Origin of the sequence: Nonlabens xiamenensis (genome assembly GCF_003865345.1) — a bacterium.
In the GTDB taxonomy this organism is placed as follows: Bacteria; Bacteroidota; Bacteroidia; order Flavobacteriales; family Flavobacteriaceae; genus Nonlabens; species Nonlabens xiamenensis.
Map to the genome: position 1 here is coordinate 349,136 of NZ_RMVE01000002.1, position 17,617 is coordinate 366,752.

Here is a 17,617-nt window from a genome sequence, read left to right on the forward strand (position 1 = left end):
TTGTGATTGAGGTGCAAAACAACGGAACCGCTTCATTGTGATAATGGAGCGGTTTTTGTTTTACCTTTGGAAAACAAATTAAAAACATGAAAAAAATACTACTCCTCATTCTTGCGATCTATTCAATCAATACTCAAGCACAAGACCTTATTAAAGTTAAAGGAAATCGAGAGGTAACAACTCAGATCAGTCCGTTGGATTCTTTTGATGTACTGGAAATAGATGGGGAATATGAAATAGAAATCGTTCCAGGTGCCGTACCTCAGATCGAGATCACCACGGACTCCAATCTTCATCAATATCTGGCAGCTAGCGTGGTCAAAGGTAAGTTGGTGGTCACTACTACCGCACGCATTCGGTCAAAAAAAGAATTGAAGTTCAGAATTATTTATGGCCCCGAACTCAAAAAAATAAGCGTAACTGATGACGCCCAACTTTCTTCAGTTACCAGTCTACAATTTGAAGAATTGGAGTTAAACATAGAAAAAGATGCTGAAGTTTACCTTACCGCGACCATTGACAACCTTACTTTGAACGCCGAGCGCAGCACTAAATCTGAACTGAACTTAACGGGTAAACAAGCTAACATCCGTTTGACCGATAACGCATCTGTAAAAGCCCTTGTTAAATATGAGAAATTGGATTTATCCTTGGACAACCGTGTGGACGCACGAATTGAAGGTGATGTCAAACGAGGAACGCTGAGCTTAAAAGATCGCGCGCAGTTGGAAGGTAAGAATTTGGTTTTTGACAACCTGGAACTCATGATCAAGAATAACGCTCAGGCTTCTGTGAATGTCAAGAATAATTTTTCTTTGGAAGCAACAGATGACGCCGAGATAGCAATACACAATAACCCTGATTTTGATATCAAAAAATTTACTGGTAAAGCCGTGCTTAAAAAAGAATAGTGAGTAGACATTACTATGAAAAAAAATCCCTTTGGTAGCCACCAAAGGGATTTTTTTATCAATAGAAGTGACTTTTATTCAACGTGATAATCACCGGCGGTCATCTCCTCTACTACGCCTAGTTCGGCCAGGTAGCGCTCTGCGTCTAAAGCAGCCATACAGCCTGTTCCTGCAGCAGTTACCGCCTGACGGTATATTTTATCTTGAACATCTCCAGAGGCAAAAACACCCGGTAAATTAGTCTTGGTCGTTCCCGGCACAGTTTTAAGATAACCATCACCTCCCATATCTAATTGCCCTTTGAAAATATCTGTGTTAGGTTTGTGACCGATAGCGATAAAAAGGCCAGTGATTTCGATCTCGTGCTTTTCTTGGGTTTCGTTATTGACAATGCGTAAACCTTCTACTACAGTATCCCCCAGTACCTCGTCTACCTCGCTATTGAAGAGCACCTTGATATTTTCTTTCCCATGCACCCTGTGTTGCATAGCCTTTGAAGCTCGCATGTAATCTTTACGTACCAGCATGGTTACACTTTTACAAATATTGGCGAGGTAAGTAGCTTCCTCGGCAGCGGTATCCCCTGCTCCAACGATGGCTACATCTTGATTTTTATAAAAGAATCCGTCACATACCGCACATGCGCTGACACCACCTCCTCTTAAACGCTGTTCACTAGGTAATCCCAGATATTTAGCACTGGCGCCAGTGGAAATAATCACGGTATGTGCTTCCACTTTCGTTTTTCCATCGATGATAGCCGTATGTATGCCTCCTTTTTCTTGAGCAAATTGCACCTCTGTCACCATACCTATACGTACTTGTGTACCAAAACGCTCGGCTTGTTTCTGTAGGTCAACCATCATCGCAGGACCATCAATACCTTCTGGATACCCAGGAAAATTATCTACCTCAGTAGTCGTGGTTAATTGGCCTCCTGGCTCCATACCTGTATATACAACGGGTTTCATATCTGCTCTTGCTGCATAAATGGCAGCCGTGTAACCCGCAGGACCTGATCCGATGATCAAGCATTTTATTCTTTCAATGTTTTCTGACATAATATTCGACTTTGCTTACAAATCTAAGCTATTGCCAGAGGATGTTGAAGCCAACAGCATCAGTATTTATTATCAGTTTATTAAGGGAATGAATCTGCAGCCATTACCTTTGAAGTATGAGCCAGACCTATGTCAATCCTATCACTCGGGAACGCGCCACTATTTTACGAAGCTCGGCTGATACAGATGGTGCTTTCAGTTTAATTGAGGTAGAGTTACAACCTGATGGAGGAAATCCTATTCATTACCACCAACGCTTTACTGAAGATTTTTATCCCATCAGCGGAAGCTTAGGTGTACATTATAAAGGAGAGGAGTTGCGACTCGGGCCAGGACAATCCTTTAAGGTTCCGATTGGCGATCTGCATAGATTTTATAATCCAGGTGACCGACCCATTGTTTTTCAGGCCAAAATAGAACCCGGCCAACCTGGATTTGAAAAGTTCATGGCTGCCTTGTTCGGACTGGTGCGGGATGGCAAAACCTTTGGTGCCAACCAGATTCCTTACAACCCTTTTTATGCCATTATTTTATTGGATTGGGGGGACACCCAGGTCAAACATTGGACGTTTAAATTAATACAGCCCTTATTACCAAGCATGTTATCGCTTTCGCGAAAGCTAGGATTCCAACGTCGCCTAGAAAGACTTTATGTCAATGCCCAGCGCTAAGGGTTGCAACTCAAATTACAATATCGTAACATTACACCTCATCAACAACATCTATGGAGAGCCAAAATATCAACCAGGAAGACGAAAAAATTATCGAAAATAGAGCCTTAAGTATTTGGGAAGCTTTGATTCCTGTGGCGGCTTTGGTTATTATGCTTGCCATAAATGTCTATGTATATGGAGATATGTCCCTAAGTGGAACCAATCAATTTGTCTTACTCCTAGGAGCTACGGTTGCTGGAATAGTTGGCTATTTCAATAAAGTCTCTTATCAAAGCATGATTGAGGAGGTTGCTCAGAACATAAAATCTACAACAGGTGCTTTACTGATATTATTGATGGTGGGGGCATTGGCTGGTACCTGGCTGATCAGTGGTATCATACCTACCATGATTTACTACGGACTTGATATCCTCAATCCCTCCATTTTTCTGGCGGCCTGTGTTATCATTTGTGCGGTCATTTCTGTAGCTACGGGAAGTAGTTGGACCACCAGTGCCACGGTGGGTATCGCATTGATAGGTATTGCCGGGGCGCTGGACATAAGTGTAGGGATGACAGCGGGAGCAGTTTTAAGCGGCGCCTATTTTGGGGACAAGCTGAGTCCGCTGAGTGATACTACGAATTTGGCACCAGCCATGGCAGGTACGGACCTATTTACCCACATTAAATATATGAGTTATACGACAGTTCCCACGATCATGGTAACATTGACAGTTTTTATCATCATCGGTTTTAGTCAAGGGAATTCTGGAATAGCCGATGTTTCCCAATACCAGGAGGCTATATCTAACACTTTCAACACGACAGCATGGTTATTTGTAGTCCCCATCGTGGTGATCGCAATGATTGTAAAAAAAGTATCTCCACTACTGTCCTTGCTTATAGGAACACTTTTAGCTGGAGTATTTGCACTGCTATTTCAAACCAATTTAATTTGGGGACAAGGAATGAAGTATAGCATCTCAGATATCCCTTCTGAATTTAAAGAAATGGTGTTATTGGATAATAAATCAAGTAATAATTATCAAGACCCTGGAGTGTACGAATTAGTGGCCGCTCCTGAATCTAATGTAAGTCTTTCGCAACCTTTGAAACTGAACCTTCCTGATGGAGCTGAAACTCAAAATTTTACCACCTCTAAATCTACCGAGATATTAGTGGACGGTCAAGTGAAAGGTACAATCGAAGTTACTGCCGCTTCTACAAATTTTCTGGTCACTTCTTACTTTGCTATCATGGACGCTATTACGGTTTCCACTTCCGTGACTCCAGTGACAAACAATCCAAAAATTAGTGATAAGCTTTCTGGACTATTTGAAGGTAAAGGCATGGAAGCTATGCTAGGAACTATCTGGCTGATCATTTGTGCTATGGTATTTGGCGGAGTTATGGATGCTATAGGTGCGCTAGCGGTGATTAGTCGTTCTTTACTGAACCTTTTTGATTCCGTATTTGGTTTGTTTGCGAGTACCGTTGTTAGCTGTCTAGCCATAAATGTTACCGCTAGTGATCAATATTTAGCACTGGTAGTACCAGGTAAAATGTACTCTAACGCATATCGAGAAAAAGGTTTGGCCCCAGAAAACCTTTCGAGGACATTAGAAGATTCAGGAACAGTAACAAGTGCCCTTATACCGTGGAATACTTGTGGTGCTTATCAGAGCACCACCTTGGGTGTGGATGTGAAGGATTATTTTATCTATGCCATTTTTAACTGGCTGTCACCTTTTATGACCTTATTATTTGCCGCTTTCCGGATCAAGATACGCCAACTCACCGTTAATGAGCCTACATTAGATACTATTGGGGAAGAACAGTAGATCACATAGATTTCTATAGCCATCTAGATTACTACATCAATTTTCTGTAGCCAGTATGCGTATATTTAGTACCTATTAATCTTCGCAATATGTCACTTAAATATTTCCTTCTGCTGATGGCGACCCTTGCTTCAACTATGGTTTATCCCCAAGGTAGGTTTGACAACGTCAATATCAAAACAACCCAGGTCAACGGTCAGGTTTATATGCTGGAAGGCGCTGGAGGCAATATCATGTTGTGGATTACCGAGGAAGGTGTGTTAATGGTGGACTCACAATTTGCACCGCTCAGTGATAAAATCAAGACTGCCATCAATGATTTGACGGATCAGCCGATTATTTATTTGGTCAACACGCATCATCACGGTGACCATACTGGAGGTAACGCTCAATTTAATGATGCACAAGCCACATTGATTGCCCATCAAAATGTTTATAAACGTTTGCAGGCTGACGGTAAAGAAACTGGCTTTTTACCTGAAAGCACCATCGAGGATTCTGCCATGCTGGAAATGGCATCTGACGAAATCATCCTGATACATTTGGAAAATGCCCATACGGATGGAGACAGTTTTGTCTACCTGCCCAGATATAATGTTCTTCATACAGGAGATATGTTTTTCAATGGCCGCTATCCATTCATAGACCTTCAGTCTGGTGGCTCGATCGACGGATACATCAAAGCTCAGGAAACCATGCTCGAATTGATCAATCCTTCCACAAATATCATACCTGGTCACGGAGCCTTGGGTAGTTTTGAAAACCTTGGCGAATCTGTAAAAATGCTACGTGAATTAAAATCTAAAATATCACTTGCTATTGAAGAAAAACGCACCCGAGACGAAGTGATCAACGATTCCAGTCTTACCAAATATTATGATGATCTAGGTTTTGGAAATGGCTATATTGATGGAGTCAAGATAAGAACAACACTATATGATGGTCTTTATCGATCGTCAGGTCAATAAATAAGGCATGAGGGCATTAGTAATTTCTGGTGGCGGCAGTAAAGGTGCTTTCGGTGGTGGGGTTGCCCAATATCTGCTGGAAGTACAAAAATATCAGTACGATTTGTTTGTGGGTACGTCAACAGGAAGTTTGATGGTCTCGCATTTGGCCTTGAACCGTATAGAAAAAATCAAACAAGTTTACACCAGTGTTAACCAATCCTCGATTTTTAACCTGCGCCCTTTCCTGATCAAAAAAGACAAATATGGTCAGGAGCAAATCAGTATTAATCATTGGAAAGTATTACGCAACCTGATCAAAGGATCTAAGACTTTTGGCGAAAGCCGCAACTTGAGAAAGTTAATCGCCAAAACTCTGACTGTGGAGGAATTCAACGAACTCCAACAAAGTCACAAAAATGTAGTAGTGACCGTATCTAATTTGTCGCTAAACGAGACTGAATACAAATCCATAAAGGACTTTGACTATGAGGATTTCATCGATTGGATCTGGATCTCCTGCAACTACATCCCTTTTATGAGCCTGGTGCGCAAAAACGGCTGTGAATATGCCGATGGCGGCTTTGGGAGCATGGTCCCTATCAAAGAGGCCATTGATCGTGGAGCCACAGAGGTAGATGTCATCATTCTGGAAACCGAAGTCACTTACTACAACAACCTACCTTCCAAAAACCCATTTGCTTTGTTGTCTAACTTGCATAATTTTATGATGGATAGGATTGAAAAACAAAACATCACCATCGGCAAATACACCGCAAATAACCACGACGCTATCATCAATCTATACTATACGCCTACTGTACTGACGACTAATTCGCTCATCTTCAAAAAGGAAAAAATGTCCTCTTGGTGGAAAAGCGGTTTTGATTATGCTGCACACAAAAACAAAGAATTAAATGAAATCAAACCTGAGGAATAGGTGCCTCGCGTTTTGGTTTCAGCAGTCTCGTTTTGATTTTGTAACTGCAAGGCTCCATAGTATCTTTGCAGGCTTAAACAAATTCTTGATATGCAACTTTCTGAACAAGAAATCGTACGCCGCGAAAAACTCGGTAAATTACGTGAGCTAGGCATTGATCCGTATCCCGCGGCACTCTATCCGGTGGACCACACCTCCAAAAAGATCAAAGCAGATTTTGAGGACGGAAAAAAAGTGGTGATCGCTGGGAGGTTGATGTCCAGACGCATACAAGGAAAAGCTTCATTTGCCGAGCTGCAGGATGCTGACGGTCGTATTCAAGTCTACTTTAACCGCGATGAGATCTGCCCTAACGAAGACAAGAGCCTGTACAATGACGTGTACAAAAAGCTACTTGATATTGGCGATTTTATTGGAATCGAGGGCGAATTGTTCCAAACCCAGGTAGGTGAAAAAACTGTCATGGTCAAGGATTTTACATTGTTGAGTAAATCACTCAAACCTCTACCCCTTCCAAAAACCGATGCCGAAGGTAAAACCTATGACGAGTTCAATGATCCAGAAATGCGCTACCGACAACGCTATGCAGATCTGGTAGTCAACCCCAAGGTCAAAGATGTATTTGTAAAGCGCACTAAATTGTTTAATGCAATGCGATCTTTCTTTAATGATCGTGAGTATTTTGAGGTAGAGACGCCTATACTACAGCCCATTCCTGGTGGTGCTGCGGCTCGTCCCTTTATTACACATCACAACTCGCTTGATATTCCATTATATATGCGTATCGCCAACGAATTATACCTGAAACGTTTGATCGTAGGAGGCTTTGATGGCGTGTATGAATTCAGTAAAAACTTCAGAAATGAAGGGATGGATCGTACCCATAATCCAGAGTTTACGGCCATGGAAATCTACGTAGCCTATAAGGACTACAATTGGATGATGGAATTTACCGAGAAGTTACTGGAGCACTGTGCGATAAGTGTGAATGGAACAACCAAGAGTACTTTTGGAAAGCACGAGATTGAATGGAAAGCCCCCTACCCCAGAGTAACCATGAGGCAATCCATTATTGATTTTACTGGATTTGATATCGATGGGAAAACGGAGCAGGAATTGTTCGCTTTCGCGAAAGCGCAAGGTATAGACGTGGACGACAGCATGGGTAAAGGGAAATTAATCGATGAGATATTTGGCGAGAAATGCGAGGGAAACTATATCCAACCTACATTTATCACGGATTATCCCAAGGAGATGTCTCCACTTTGCAAGCAGCATAGGGACAATCCAGAATTGACAGAAAGATTTGAACTGATGGTATGCGGAAAAGAAATTGCCAATGCTTATTCCGAACTCAATGATCCAATCGACCAACGGGAACGCTTTGAGGCGCAAGTAAAACTAGCTGATCGCGGTGATGACGAGGCTATGTTTATAGATCAGGATTTCTTACGTGCATTGGAATACGGGATGCCTCCCACTTCTGGTCTAGGTATTGGTATGGACCGTTTGATCATGTTCCTAACCAACAATCCATCCATTCAGGAAGTTCTTTTCTTCCCCCAAATGAAACCTGAAAAGACACTAAGCGTCGAGCTCAATGATGACGAAAAACATGTATATGAGTTATTACTCAAAACAGACCAACCTGAATTGAATGATCTTAAAGATCAGGCTGGTCTGAGCAACAAAAAATGGGACAAGGCTATCAAAGGGCTGACCGCCAAAAAGGTGGCCAAGGTTTCCAAGACTGAGCAAGGCTTATTTGTGGAGGCACTTTGATGTGATAAGATTTCACAAATCATGGATTTTTAAAAGGCAGGAAGTTATTCTGCCTTTTTTTGTACTCGCCATATTGCTACATGATAATTATGGCGTCAACTTGTATGAGCCATTAAACTTTTCATTTCCGGGAAAGTCATAATGGGGTAATACAAAAACACAAAAGACATGAAAAACACAAAAGCAATCCTATTGGCAGTCTGTTTGATGATGGTAGGTATAGTAAGTGCTCAAAGAGGAGATCGTGCTATGCAGGAGGCAACTCCAGCTCAACTTGCCTCGGTACAGTCTAAGAAAATGACTTTAATGCTGGATCTGGATCAGCAACAACAGCAGAAGGTTGAGCAATTATTGTTGAAGGAAATCAAAGACCGCAAGCAAAACAAAATCGACCGCGAATCTTTAAAATCACTATCTGTTGATGAAAAAGTAGCAAGAAGAGAGCAACGACTGGAGAAGAAAATCGCCATGAAGCGCGAAATGAAAAACATCCTGAACGAAGACCAGTACAAACGCTGGCAACGAATGATGGCCAAAAAAGCCAATCGAAGAAAGCATGCTAAAAATGGTAAGAGACCAGGTCGGTCATAGACCCGGACTGCAGATCAACATTAAAAGACTGGATTTCAACTAAGGAATCCAGCTTTTTTATGGTCTGTAGAAATAATTGCTTATTTTTAGGAGCGTTAAAACTTACAGCATGAAAAAATTACTATTTATCGCCGCTCTTCTAATGGGAGCCACTGCCATGGCACAGCAGGAAATAACACCTCAGCAAAAGCAACATACCCTTGAGACCGAAACACGTCTTGAAACTCTGAATGAAAAGGTAAATTCCCTTACGGATCAAATCATTTCTATTACCCAATTGGATCTCAAGAAAAAAGGTTCACTTTTGGAAGTGGTAGAACAAAGGGTTGCGGCACTTCAAGAGTTACATGCCGACAATTCTGCGGTGCAGGATAAACAAGGCATGGAAAACGACATCAATAACCGATACGAATTACAACTGAAAGAAGTACTGGGTGAAGAAAAATTCCAGCGCTACATGAACAATATTAGCCCTAAATAAGCTGTATTTATCAAATAAAAAAAGCCTCCAATGTTGGAGGCTTTTTTTATGAAGGAATTTACATGCGACTCTTTTTAATAGAACTCTACTTTCCCTGTAGCGATATCATACATACCACCCAGTATTTTGATCTCACCGGCTTCCTCCATATCGTTCAACACCTGGCTCTCATCCCGGATTTGCTCTATGGTCATATGAACGTTTTTCTTGGCCACCTCATTGACAAATTCAAGATTGCTTGAATTGCGACGTTCAGCTTCACTAGGTTGTTTTACCGCCTCAACGGCTGGTTCCAGTTTTTGAATAAGTTTTGTCAGATTACCTAATCTGGCATGATCGCAAGCACCTTTGATGGCGCCACAGCTGGTGTGACCCAAAACAAGTATCAATTTTGTTCCTGCCAATTTACAGGCAAACTCCATGCTTCCCAATATGTCTTCATTGACAAAATTGCCAGCTACCCTAGCGCTAAAAATATCTCCTATTCCCTGATCAAAGATCAGTTCTGAAGATACCCTGGAGTCAATACAACTCAAAACAGTGGCAAATGGAAATTGACCAGTTGCCGTGTCGTTTACCTGATCTAACAAATCCCTGTTGATCATTTTCTTCTGAACAAATCTTTGATTCCCTTCTACCAACAGGTCTTTAGCTTTGGTTGGTGTAATGGTAGACTGAGTTTCCTTGGTATGGGCTTTCATAAAATTTTGATTTAGTTATTCTCAAAAATAAGCATCATTCTTAGTCAAGAAAATATAATTCCAAGCATTAACCTAAAATTAGCGCAATAAAAAACCGTTTCCGATGTGGAAACGGTTCATAAGTTATGATGAAGTCTTCTTACTCCTGGTCCAGTGGAATACCTAATTCTTTGGCCACTGCCTCACTGATATCAGTGCCCTCGGTGGAATAAGCCACTGTACTTACATCAACAATGAGTTTAAAGCCCTTGGCATCAGCAACCTTCTTGATAGCTGCGTTTAATTTAGCCGTTAGCGGGTCAAGTAGCTTATTGCGTTCTGCGGCAAGTTTTAGATCTGCCAGTTGTTTCTCGCGTTCGATTTCTTGTTGTAAAGTCTGAGCTTGTTTACCGAATTCTTGCATCTGAGCTTCGGTAACATCTGGTGCTTGGGCTTTATATTTCAAATCATTCATTTTGGCCCCAGCATTTTTTTCAGCTTTTTTTAAGTCGGCAACCAATGTTTCTGTAAACTTGTTAATCTGAGATTGGGCAGTATTGTATTCTGGCATGGATTGGAGCAGGGCTTCATACTGGACGTAACCAGTTTGAGCCATGGCTGTACCTGCGACAAGAAATAACAATAAAAATACTTTTTTCATTTTTTGTGTTTTTAAGGTGTGCAAGATAATCAAGTCTACTTACACTCTTAGACTGTTTTGCTGTCCTAATTTCAACTATTGGACCGTTCTAGCTAGCTTTTGTGTTAATTAATGTTATTTGGCTATCAAAACCCTTATAGTGATCTTTCATATTTTGAACTTATTTACCAGAAATTATTCATTGTAGTGGAATTTTATCAGTTACTTTACCAACTATTGATAACGCTATAACAATGAAAAATCTACTTTGGATCACGGTATTCTTATCTACCCTAAGCCTTTCTTTTGCACAACAGGATATCAATTTGAACCTGGAAGTTGGTGAAACTTATAAAATGAGACAAGAAACTGTTTCCACTACCAAACAAAAGGTTAACGGATTCTCACAAGATGTTACTACAACCATTACTCAGGATACGGATTTTAAAGTTATGTCTCTGAAAGAGAATATTTATAAACTCGAGGTTACTCCAACCACTAGTAGTACAGAACAAAAATCTGCGATGGGAAATATGTTTATGGATTCTGAGGGTCCACAATCAGATCCCTTGAATGTCATTATGAAAAACCTAACTGGTACCCCACTACTTATGACTATCACTAAAAGCGGAGATATTCTATCTCTGGACGCCTCCAAAATGAGAGAAGGAATCATGAATAATGTAAATCTTCCAGAGATGCAAAAGTTACAAGTAGAAGCAGAAATGTTAAAAAATCTTACCGACGAAGTATTCACTGATAGTTACCAAGCCCTATTCAACATTTATCCAAAGGAAAAAGTCAAAAAAGAAGATACCTGGAATTCGGTCTTTAAAACTTCTACATTTTTCACCATTGAATCCACGGCGACCAATAGACTCATTGCTTATGACGATCATTCCTATACCATAAAATCTGAAGCTGATATGGCTACTGAACCTGGAGCTAAGCTTGAAATTTTAGGAATGAAGGGAGTAGCCGATATCAAAGGTCATATGAGCTCCACTTACATTTTAGACCGCAGTACGGGTTGGATCAAGAGTATGCAACAAGAGCAAAAACTTTCAGGAAGTATTGAAATGCCTGCTAATGATATGAGTCCGCAGGCAGTAAAAATAGTTATGGACGTCATCAATGTCACCACCATTGACTAAAATTAACACTCACCATAGCCGAAACTGAAGAGCCAGGTCATATCAATTGAAATAGAGCTGTAGGTAATCTGAACTGCTTTAGGATCATCTCCAAGTTAGTCGATGTGCCTATTTTCTTTTACGGCGGCGATTGATATTCTTGTCGCCTCTGGTCTTGGGTTTCTTATATTTTTTGGCCAGTTCTCGCCGGTAGCTACCTCCCTGATTGGTCTTTTTGTTTTTCTCGCTTTTTTCATGAAAGGCGGCTCCTCGCTCGTCTTCCTCGACATTGTGCGGGTTATGACGCTCTCTGACTACAGTCTTCTCCTCTGGAGCTTTGCGTTGAGAGACTTCCACCACTTTAGGAAATTCTAACACAGGAATGGGTTGATCCATCAATTGCTCGATCTCTATTTTCAAGGCTTGTTCCTTCTCTGTAAAAAACAATATACTTTCTCCTTTTTGTTCGGCTCGTCCGGTTCTTCCTATTCTGTGCATATAATTTTCGGGAAAGGCAGGAACATCAAGATTGATGACGTGGGAAATTTTTTCCAAATCCAAGCCTCGGGCCATCACATCTGTAGCGATCAGTATCCTGCATTGACCAGAATCAAACAATTCTATAGAACGCAACCTATAGTTTTGGGTTTTGTTGGAATGAATCACGGCTACTTCAGACCCGTAGTGTTCACTCATCTCTTCCTGCAATCGATCAGCCTGTTTTTTGTTTCCTACAAAAACAAGTACCTTATGATAGGTAGTAGGATCACTTAAAAGATGCATCAATAAATTGGCCTTGGTGTAAAAGTTAGGAACAGGATAACTGGATTGATTGATATGTTCTAGTGGTGTTCCAGAAACAGCGACAGAAACCTTTTCAGGGCGATGGAAATATCCTTTGATAAATTCCTCAATTTGATCAGTCATCGTTGCTGAGAACATGATGTTTTGACGCCGGTTGGGCAGATGATCAAAAATATTGGTGAGCTGAAACCTGAACCCCAAATCCAACATGACGTCCACCTCATCAATCACAACCTTTCGGCAATGTTTAAAGCTGACCGTTTGATGAACAATCAAATCATACAATCTCCCTGGTGTAGCCACCAGGATGTCCACGCCCTCTGCATAGGACTTTTTTTGTGTATTGATATTGGTCCCTCCGTAAATTCCCAGCACCTTTAAGTTCATATATCGAGAATAGGACGCTGCTTGCTCGACGACCTGTACGACTAATTCACGGGTTGGTACAAGTATTAAAATACGCGGGTGTTCCAATTCTGCATACGACAGCTGATGCAGCAAGGGCAACATATAAGCCAGGGTCTTACCCGTTCCGGTTTGCGCGATCCCGATCATGTCTTTGCCTGAACAAATTTTGGAAAACGAGTTTTCCTGTATTGGGGTCATTTTCTCAAACCCCAATTCGTCTATACTGTTGCGCAAGGGCGCTTTCAAGTTCAATTCGGCAAAGGTCATGATGACAATATTTTTTGCAAAGGTACTATTTAAGCAGCGGGTGATGATGCCTTCGCTTCACCATTGTGTAAAGTAGGTATAAGAGTATCTTTGTAACATGCATATCAGAAACATACATCGGTACGGCTACGATTTTCCAAAATTAGTAGATGCGCACCCAGCATTACAACCCTTTCTGGAGAAAAGCCCTACGGGTAGTGACACCATTGATTTCAGCGATGCTGACGCCATTTTGGAATTCAACACAGCTTTACTCAAATATCACTATAAAATTAAATATTGGAGACTGCCCGAGCACTCCATTTATCCGCCGATACCCGGTCGGGCAGATTATATTCATCATATCGCGGATTTAATCGGTAAAGGAGATAAAAAAGGCCTGGATATTGGTTGCGGGGCCAGCGCCATTTATCCCTTATTGGGTAACGCCATTTATGGGTATGAAATGGTAGGTGTGGATGTAGATGATCAAAGCGTCGCTTTCGCGAAAAGAAACACTTCTAAAAATGAACATATTGAAATACGACACCAGATCGATCGTGGCAACATTCTGAATCGCGCCATCCGTGAAGAAGAATATTTTGACTTTACCATGTGTAATCCACCGTTCTACGCCAGTGAGGAAGAGGCAATCAAAGCCAATCTAACCAAACAAAATAATTTGGGTACAAGAGAAGCGCGACGTAACTTTTCCGGTCAGGCGCATGAGCTTTGGTGCAACGGTGGAGAAGCCCTGTTCATTAAAAGAATGATCAAGGAGTCGGTCAATTTTAAAACTCAGGTGGGCTGGTTTACATGTTTGCTTTCGCGAAAGCAACACCTCCCCAAACCCATCAAACAACTTAAGAAGTTAAAAGCAGAACACCAGGTGATCCAGATGACCACCGGAAATAAAGATACCCGGTTCCTGGCCTGGCGTTTTCCAGAAGCTTCCAAATCATAAAAATACGGTCATCCATGGACGATAGAACCATCAATAATTTAAGGGAAGCCCTTGAGGTTTCTCCAGACAATATCCCGTTAAGACTACACTTGGCCGAGTCCTTGCGACAAGCTCAGCGTTTAGAAGAAGCCGAGGAGGAATATGAAATTATACTGCAGTATCAATCAGAACCTAAAGCACGACTAGGCTTGGCATTGATTTCCTACAAACAGCGCAATTATTCTAAAGCGATTGTGATCCTTGAAAGCCTGATTGCAGATGGCAGTAAAGATCTAGACACACATCTGTTCTACACCAGATCATTGGTACGCTCCAACGATACGGAACAAGCTGTTGAGGCCTATCAGGAATTACTGCGACTACACCCAGATTTTGCCGACGCCGAACTGGACAAGGAACTCAGAATGCCATCTAGCACAACCTATGCAGAATACGACGAGGATGATGAATTTGATGATTTTGAGGACGGCTACAACGATGCCAATATATTCATAGAAAAGCCCGAAATCAATTTTGACCAGGTCGGCGGAATGGAAACGGTTAAACGTGAGATTGATCTTAAAATCGTGCAACCCCTACTCCATCCAGAAATTTACAAAGCCTATGGAAAAAAAATTGGTGGCGGAATCCTGCTTTATGGACCTCCAGGATGTGGTAAGACCTATATCGCTAAAGCTACGGCTGGACAAATCAACGCTAAATTTATTTCCTTAAGTCTCAATGACATTTTGGATATGTGGATTGGAAACTCAGAAAAAAACCTCCACCGCATCTTTGAAGTGGCCCGAGAAAATACACCTTGTATTTTGTTCATAGATGAGATCGATGCGCTAGGCGCCAGCCGAAGCGATATGAAACAAAGTGCTGGAAAAAATCTCATCAACCAATTTCTACAGGAACTCGATGGAATTTCCAATGACAACGAGGGACTATTGATTTTAGGGGCTACGAATATGCCATGGCATTTGGATACGGCATTTAGGAGACCAGGGAGGTTTGACCGAATTCTTTTTGTTCCGCCACCAGACGAAAAAGCCAGAGAGGGTATTTTTGATTTAAAACTAAATGGTAAGCCTGTCAAGGATGTTGACTCATTAACTTTGGCCAAAAAAAGTCAGGAATATTCTGGAGCCGACATCGAAGCAGTGATCGATATTGCCATTGAAAGCAAATTGGAGGAAGCGATCTCTGCCGGAATACCTCAACCATTGACCACAAAAGACTTAACCAAAGCTCTGAAAAAACACAAACCCAGCACCAAAGAGTGGTTTGTGACTGCCAAGAACTTTGCTATTTACGCCAATGAATCTGGGCTGTATGATGACATTCTTACTTATTTGAAGCTTAAAAAATAATGCAGGAAGCCAGTTACGACCGAATTATATTACTTTACGAACAGGGAAGGTACAAACACGCAGAGGATTTGCTGAAAGTCGCTTTACAGGAGGATCCCAATGATGTTACTTCTCTGCACCTCATGGCAGCGGTCCACCTCGCTTTGGATCGACCAAAGGATGCCAAGCATTTTATTGATCTGGCGCTGGGTATTGCTCCTTATATGGATCAATTATATTCCACCAAAGCGCGAATCATGATTGATGTAGAACGATATGATGAGGCAGAAGGACTACTGAAGGAAGCTATCAACATCAATCCCTCAGAAGCCGGGCATTTTGCTCAATTGGCACAGATCAAATTGGCACGAAAAGAATATGCAGAAGCCGAAAACTTATCCGATAAAGCCTTGAGTTTAGAACCGGATAACTTATTGGCTTTAAACACCAAAAGCACAGCCCAACTCAAACAACACAAGAAAGCTGAATCTGAAGAAACCCTTAGAGGCGCACTGGGTGAAAATCCAGAAGATTCTTATACACATTCTAATTACGGCTGGCATAAATTGGAGACTGGCCAACATAAACAGGCATTAGAACATTTCAAACAAGCCCTGAGATATGACCCCAATAATGGATATGCTCAAGCGGGAATGATGCAAGCCTTACAATCCAAATATTTCTTTTATCGCTGGTTCCTCAAATATCAGTTTTGGTTGGGCAATATGGGCGCTAAGTATCAATGGGGTTTTATCATTGGATTTTATTTGGGTATGCGCGTATTGGATTATCTCTCTGAAAGTATTCCCGCCCTTTCCCCTGTCCTGACTCCAATTGTAATCCTTCTCGCGATTGTCGCTTTAAGCACTTGGATCATCGGGCCGGTTTCCCAATTGCTATTTAGTTTTAATAAGTACGCCAAGTTTCTGCTTGAACCAAAAGAAAAACAGGCGGTTTGGCTTACTGGAATTTGTATCATTGTCTTCTTGGCAGGGGTTGGCGCCTATTTGCTGACAGATGATTTTAGATATGCCATGATCGCCGTAGCTGGTTTGATTTTGATGATCCCTTGGAGCATGTTCTATATGGAGACGAAACCTAGAAACCTCATGCCATTGGCCGCTGGAATTATGACCATCATTGCTGGAATTGCAATTTATCTCAGCTTCAAGACGGGTGACATCGCCAATCCATTTGTCATCGGTTTTTTGGTCAGTTTTTTTGCTTTTCAATGGTTGGTCAATGCTGTAGTCATACGCAGAGATAATATTTAAAGTTCGATGGGTTTACCTGCTGACATTCGAGCTCAAATTCACTTGAACATCAATGCAACTCAACCTTTAAGTGGTGGGGATATCAACGAGGTTCACAAGCTCACAACATCGTCAGGTGATTTGGTGATTAAATTGAACGATAAGGATCGCTTTCCTGGCATGTTATATAAGGAAAAGTTAGGACTGGAATGGCTATCTTCTTGTCCTGATCTCAAGGTGCCAACAATTATTCAACAGGGAGAAACCGAAAGGTACCAGTACTTAGTCATGGAATATATACCCACCGGTACGACACCGGTGAAAGTGAAAACTCTAAGTAAAACATTGGCCGCGCTGCACCAACAAACCCATGAACATTTTGGAGCATCTACCGACAATTACATCGGTAGCCTGCCACAATCCAATAAACGCCATTCCACTGCGGCAACATTTTATTGGGAAGAACGACTGCAACCCCAGATACATCTTGCTCAAAAAAAGGGTTTTAATTTGCCTGTCAAAAATTTAAAAAAAAGAATTCTTGAATTAGTTCCAACTCAACCACCAGCGCTCATTCATGGTGATTTATGGTCGGGTAATTTGTTAACCGACCCAGCAGGGGACCCTGTTTTTATAGACCCGGCTGCGCATTACGGGATTGCCGAGATGGATCTGGCGATGATGAGATTATTCGGCGGATTTTCCGAAGAGGTTTTTGAGCTTTATCACCAATATCGTTCACCCATAGTTGGATGGCAAGACAGGATTGCCTTGTTTCAGCTTTACTACCTATTGGTACATTTAAATCTTTTTGGGAGCGCATATCTGGGCAGGGTGACTTCCATTATTCAGAAATATTCCTGAATTCGAGACCATGCGTATTTTGCCATGAATGAGGACTCAAATTGTAGGTCGGTCACTTGCATCTCCAATAAAGCCCTAGCGTAA

General features: G+C 41.6%; 17 protein-coding genes. 13 read left to right on the forward strand and 4 right to left on the reverse strand.

The window, feature by feature from the left end; translation table 11 throughout:
• The first annotated feature begins 86 nt into the window (after positions 1-86).
• Positions 87-911: a GIN domain-containing protein gene (locus EGM47_RS06505; protein WP_124979971.1), complete on the forward strand. Its 825-nt coding sequence runs from the start codon at positions 87-89 to the stop codon at positions 909-911.
• 74 nt (positions 912-985) lie between these two features.
• On the opposite strand, the gene trxB is transcribed toward EGM47_RS06505, so the two are convergent.
• Positions 986-1,972: a thioredoxin-disulfide reductase gene (gene trxB, locus EGM47_RS06510; protein WP_124979972.1), complete on the reverse strand. Its 987-nt coding sequence runs from the start codon at positions 1,970-1,972 to the stop codon at positions 986-988.
• A gap of 116 nt (positions 1,973-2,088) precedes the next feature.
• Between trxB and EGM47_RS06515 the strand changes: the two genes are divergently transcribed.
• The 7 genes from EGM47_RS06515 (at position 2,089) to EGM47_RS06545 (ending at position 9,207) form a co-directional block, all read left to right on the forward strand.
• The gene (locus EGM47_RS06515) at positions 2,089-2,643 is read left to right on the forward strand and encodes a cupin domain-containing protein (protein ID WP_124979973.1); all 555 of its coding nucleotides are present in this window, start codon (positions 2,089-2,091) and stop codon (positions 2,641-2,643) included.
• Positions 2,644-2,696: 53 nt separating this feature from the next.
• A complete protein-coding gene (locus EGM47_RS06520) occupies positions 2,697-4,466 on the forward strand; it encodes a Na+/H+ antiporter NhaC family protein (protein ID WP_124979974.1) in 1,770 nt (589 codons plus the stop codon).
• 89 nt (positions 4,467-4,555) lie between these two features.
• Positions 4,556-5,434: an MBL fold metallo-hydrolase gene (locus EGM47_RS06525; RefSeq protein WP_124979975.1), complete on the forward strand. Its 879-nt coding sequence runs from the start codon at positions 4,556-4,558 to the stop codon at positions 5,432-5,434.
• A gap of 7 nt (positions 5,435-5,441) precedes the next feature.
• Positions 5,442-6,353, forward strand: coding sequence for a patatin-like phospholipase family protein (locus EGM47_RS06530; RefSeq protein WP_124979976.1), 912 nt, complete (start codon positions 5,442-5,444; stop codon positions 6,351-6,353).
• Between the two features lie 90 nt (positions 6,354-6,443).
• The gene (gene lysS, locus EGM47_RS06535) at positions 6,444-8,135 is read left to right on the forward strand and encodes a lysine--tRNA ligase (RefSeq protein WP_124979977.1); all 1,692 of its coding nucleotides are present in this window, start codon (positions 6,444-6,446) and stop codon (positions 8,133-8,135) included.
• Positions 8,136-8,303: 168 nt separating this feature from the next.
• Complete coding sequence (locus tag EGM47_RS06540) at positions 8,304-8,726, forward strand: guided entry of tail-anchored proteins factor 1 (RefSeq protein ID WP_124979978.1); 423 nt, start codon at positions 8,304-8,306, stop codon at positions 8,724-8,726.
• Positions 8,727-8,835: 109 nt separating this feature from the next.
• Entirely contained in the window at positions 8,836-9,207 is a 372-nt protein-coding gene (locus EGM47_RS06545; protein WP_124979979.1) for a hypothetical protein, read from the forward strand.
• Positions 9,208-9,281: 74 nt separating this feature from the next.
• On the opposite strand, the gene EGM47_RS06550 is transcribed toward EGM47_RS06545, so the two are convergent.
• The gene (locus tag EGM47_RS06550; protein ID WP_124979980.1) at positions 9,282-9,908 is read right to left on the reverse strand and encodes a carbonic anhydrase family protein; all 627 of its coding nucleotides are present in this window, start codon (positions 9,906-9,908) and stop codon (positions 9,282-9,284) included.
• 139 nt (positions 9,909-10,047) lie between these two features.
• Positions 10,048-10,548 carry an OmpH family outer membrane protein gene (locus EGM47_RS06555; protein WP_124979981.1) on the reverse strand — a complete coding sequence of 167 codons (501 nt, stop codon included), beginning with the start codon at positions 10,546-10,548 and terminating at the stop codon, positions 10,048-10,050.
• A gap of 233 nt (positions 10,549-10,781) precedes the next feature.
• Between EGM47_RS06555 and EGM47_RS06560 the strand changes: the two genes are divergently transcribed.
• Positions 10,782-11,681: a DUF6263 family protein gene (locus tag EGM47_RS06560; protein ID WP_124979982.1), complete on the forward strand. Its 900-nt coding sequence runs from the start codon at positions 10,782-10,784 to the stop codon at positions 11,679-11,681.
• A gap of 108 nt (positions 11,682-11,789) precedes the next feature.
• Here the strand turns inward: EGM47_RS06560 and EGM47_RS06565 are convergent, their stop codons facing one another.
• The gene (locus EGM47_RS06565; RefSeq protein ID WP_206052132.1) at positions 11,790-13,139 is read right to left on the reverse strand and encodes a DEAD/DEAH box helicase; all 1,350 of its coding nucleotides are present in this window, start codon (positions 13,137-13,139) and stop codon (positions 11,790-11,792) included.
• A 97-nt stretch (positions 13,140-13,236) separates the two neighbouring features.
• Here EGM47_RS06565 and rlmF point away from each other — a divergent pair, with 97 nt between their 5' ends.
• From rlmF to EGM47_RS06585, 4 genes are read left to right on the forward strand one after another with little or no spacing between them, the layout of a single operon-like run.
• Positions 13,237-14,082, forward strand: coding sequence for a 23S rRNA (adenine(1618)-N(6))-methyltransferase RlmF (gene rlmF, locus EGM47_RS06570; protein WP_124979984.1), 846 nt, complete (start codon positions 13,237-13,239; stop codon positions 14,080-14,082).
• 14 nt (positions 14,083-14,096) lie between these two features.
• Entirely contained in the window at positions 14,097-15,437 is a 1,341-nt protein-coding gene (locus EGM47_RS06575; RefSeq protein WP_124979985.1) for an ATP-binding protein, read from the forward strand.
• Complete coding sequence (locus tag EGM47_RS06580) at positions 15,437-16,690, forward strand: tetratricopeptide repeat protein (RefSeq protein ID WP_124979986.1); 1,254 nt, start codon at positions 15,437-15,439, stop codon at positions 16,688-16,690. Before EGM47_RS06575 ends, EGM47_RS06580 begins: the two co-directional genes overlap by 1 nt.
• 6 nt (positions 16,691-16,696) lie before the next feature.
• Positions 16,697-17,533: a fructosamine kinase family protein gene (locus EGM47_RS06585; protein ID WP_124979987.1), complete on the forward strand. Its 837-nt coding sequence runs from the start codon at positions 16,697-16,699 to the stop codon at positions 17,531-17,533.
• Positions 17,534-17,617 lie beyond the last annotated feature (84 nt).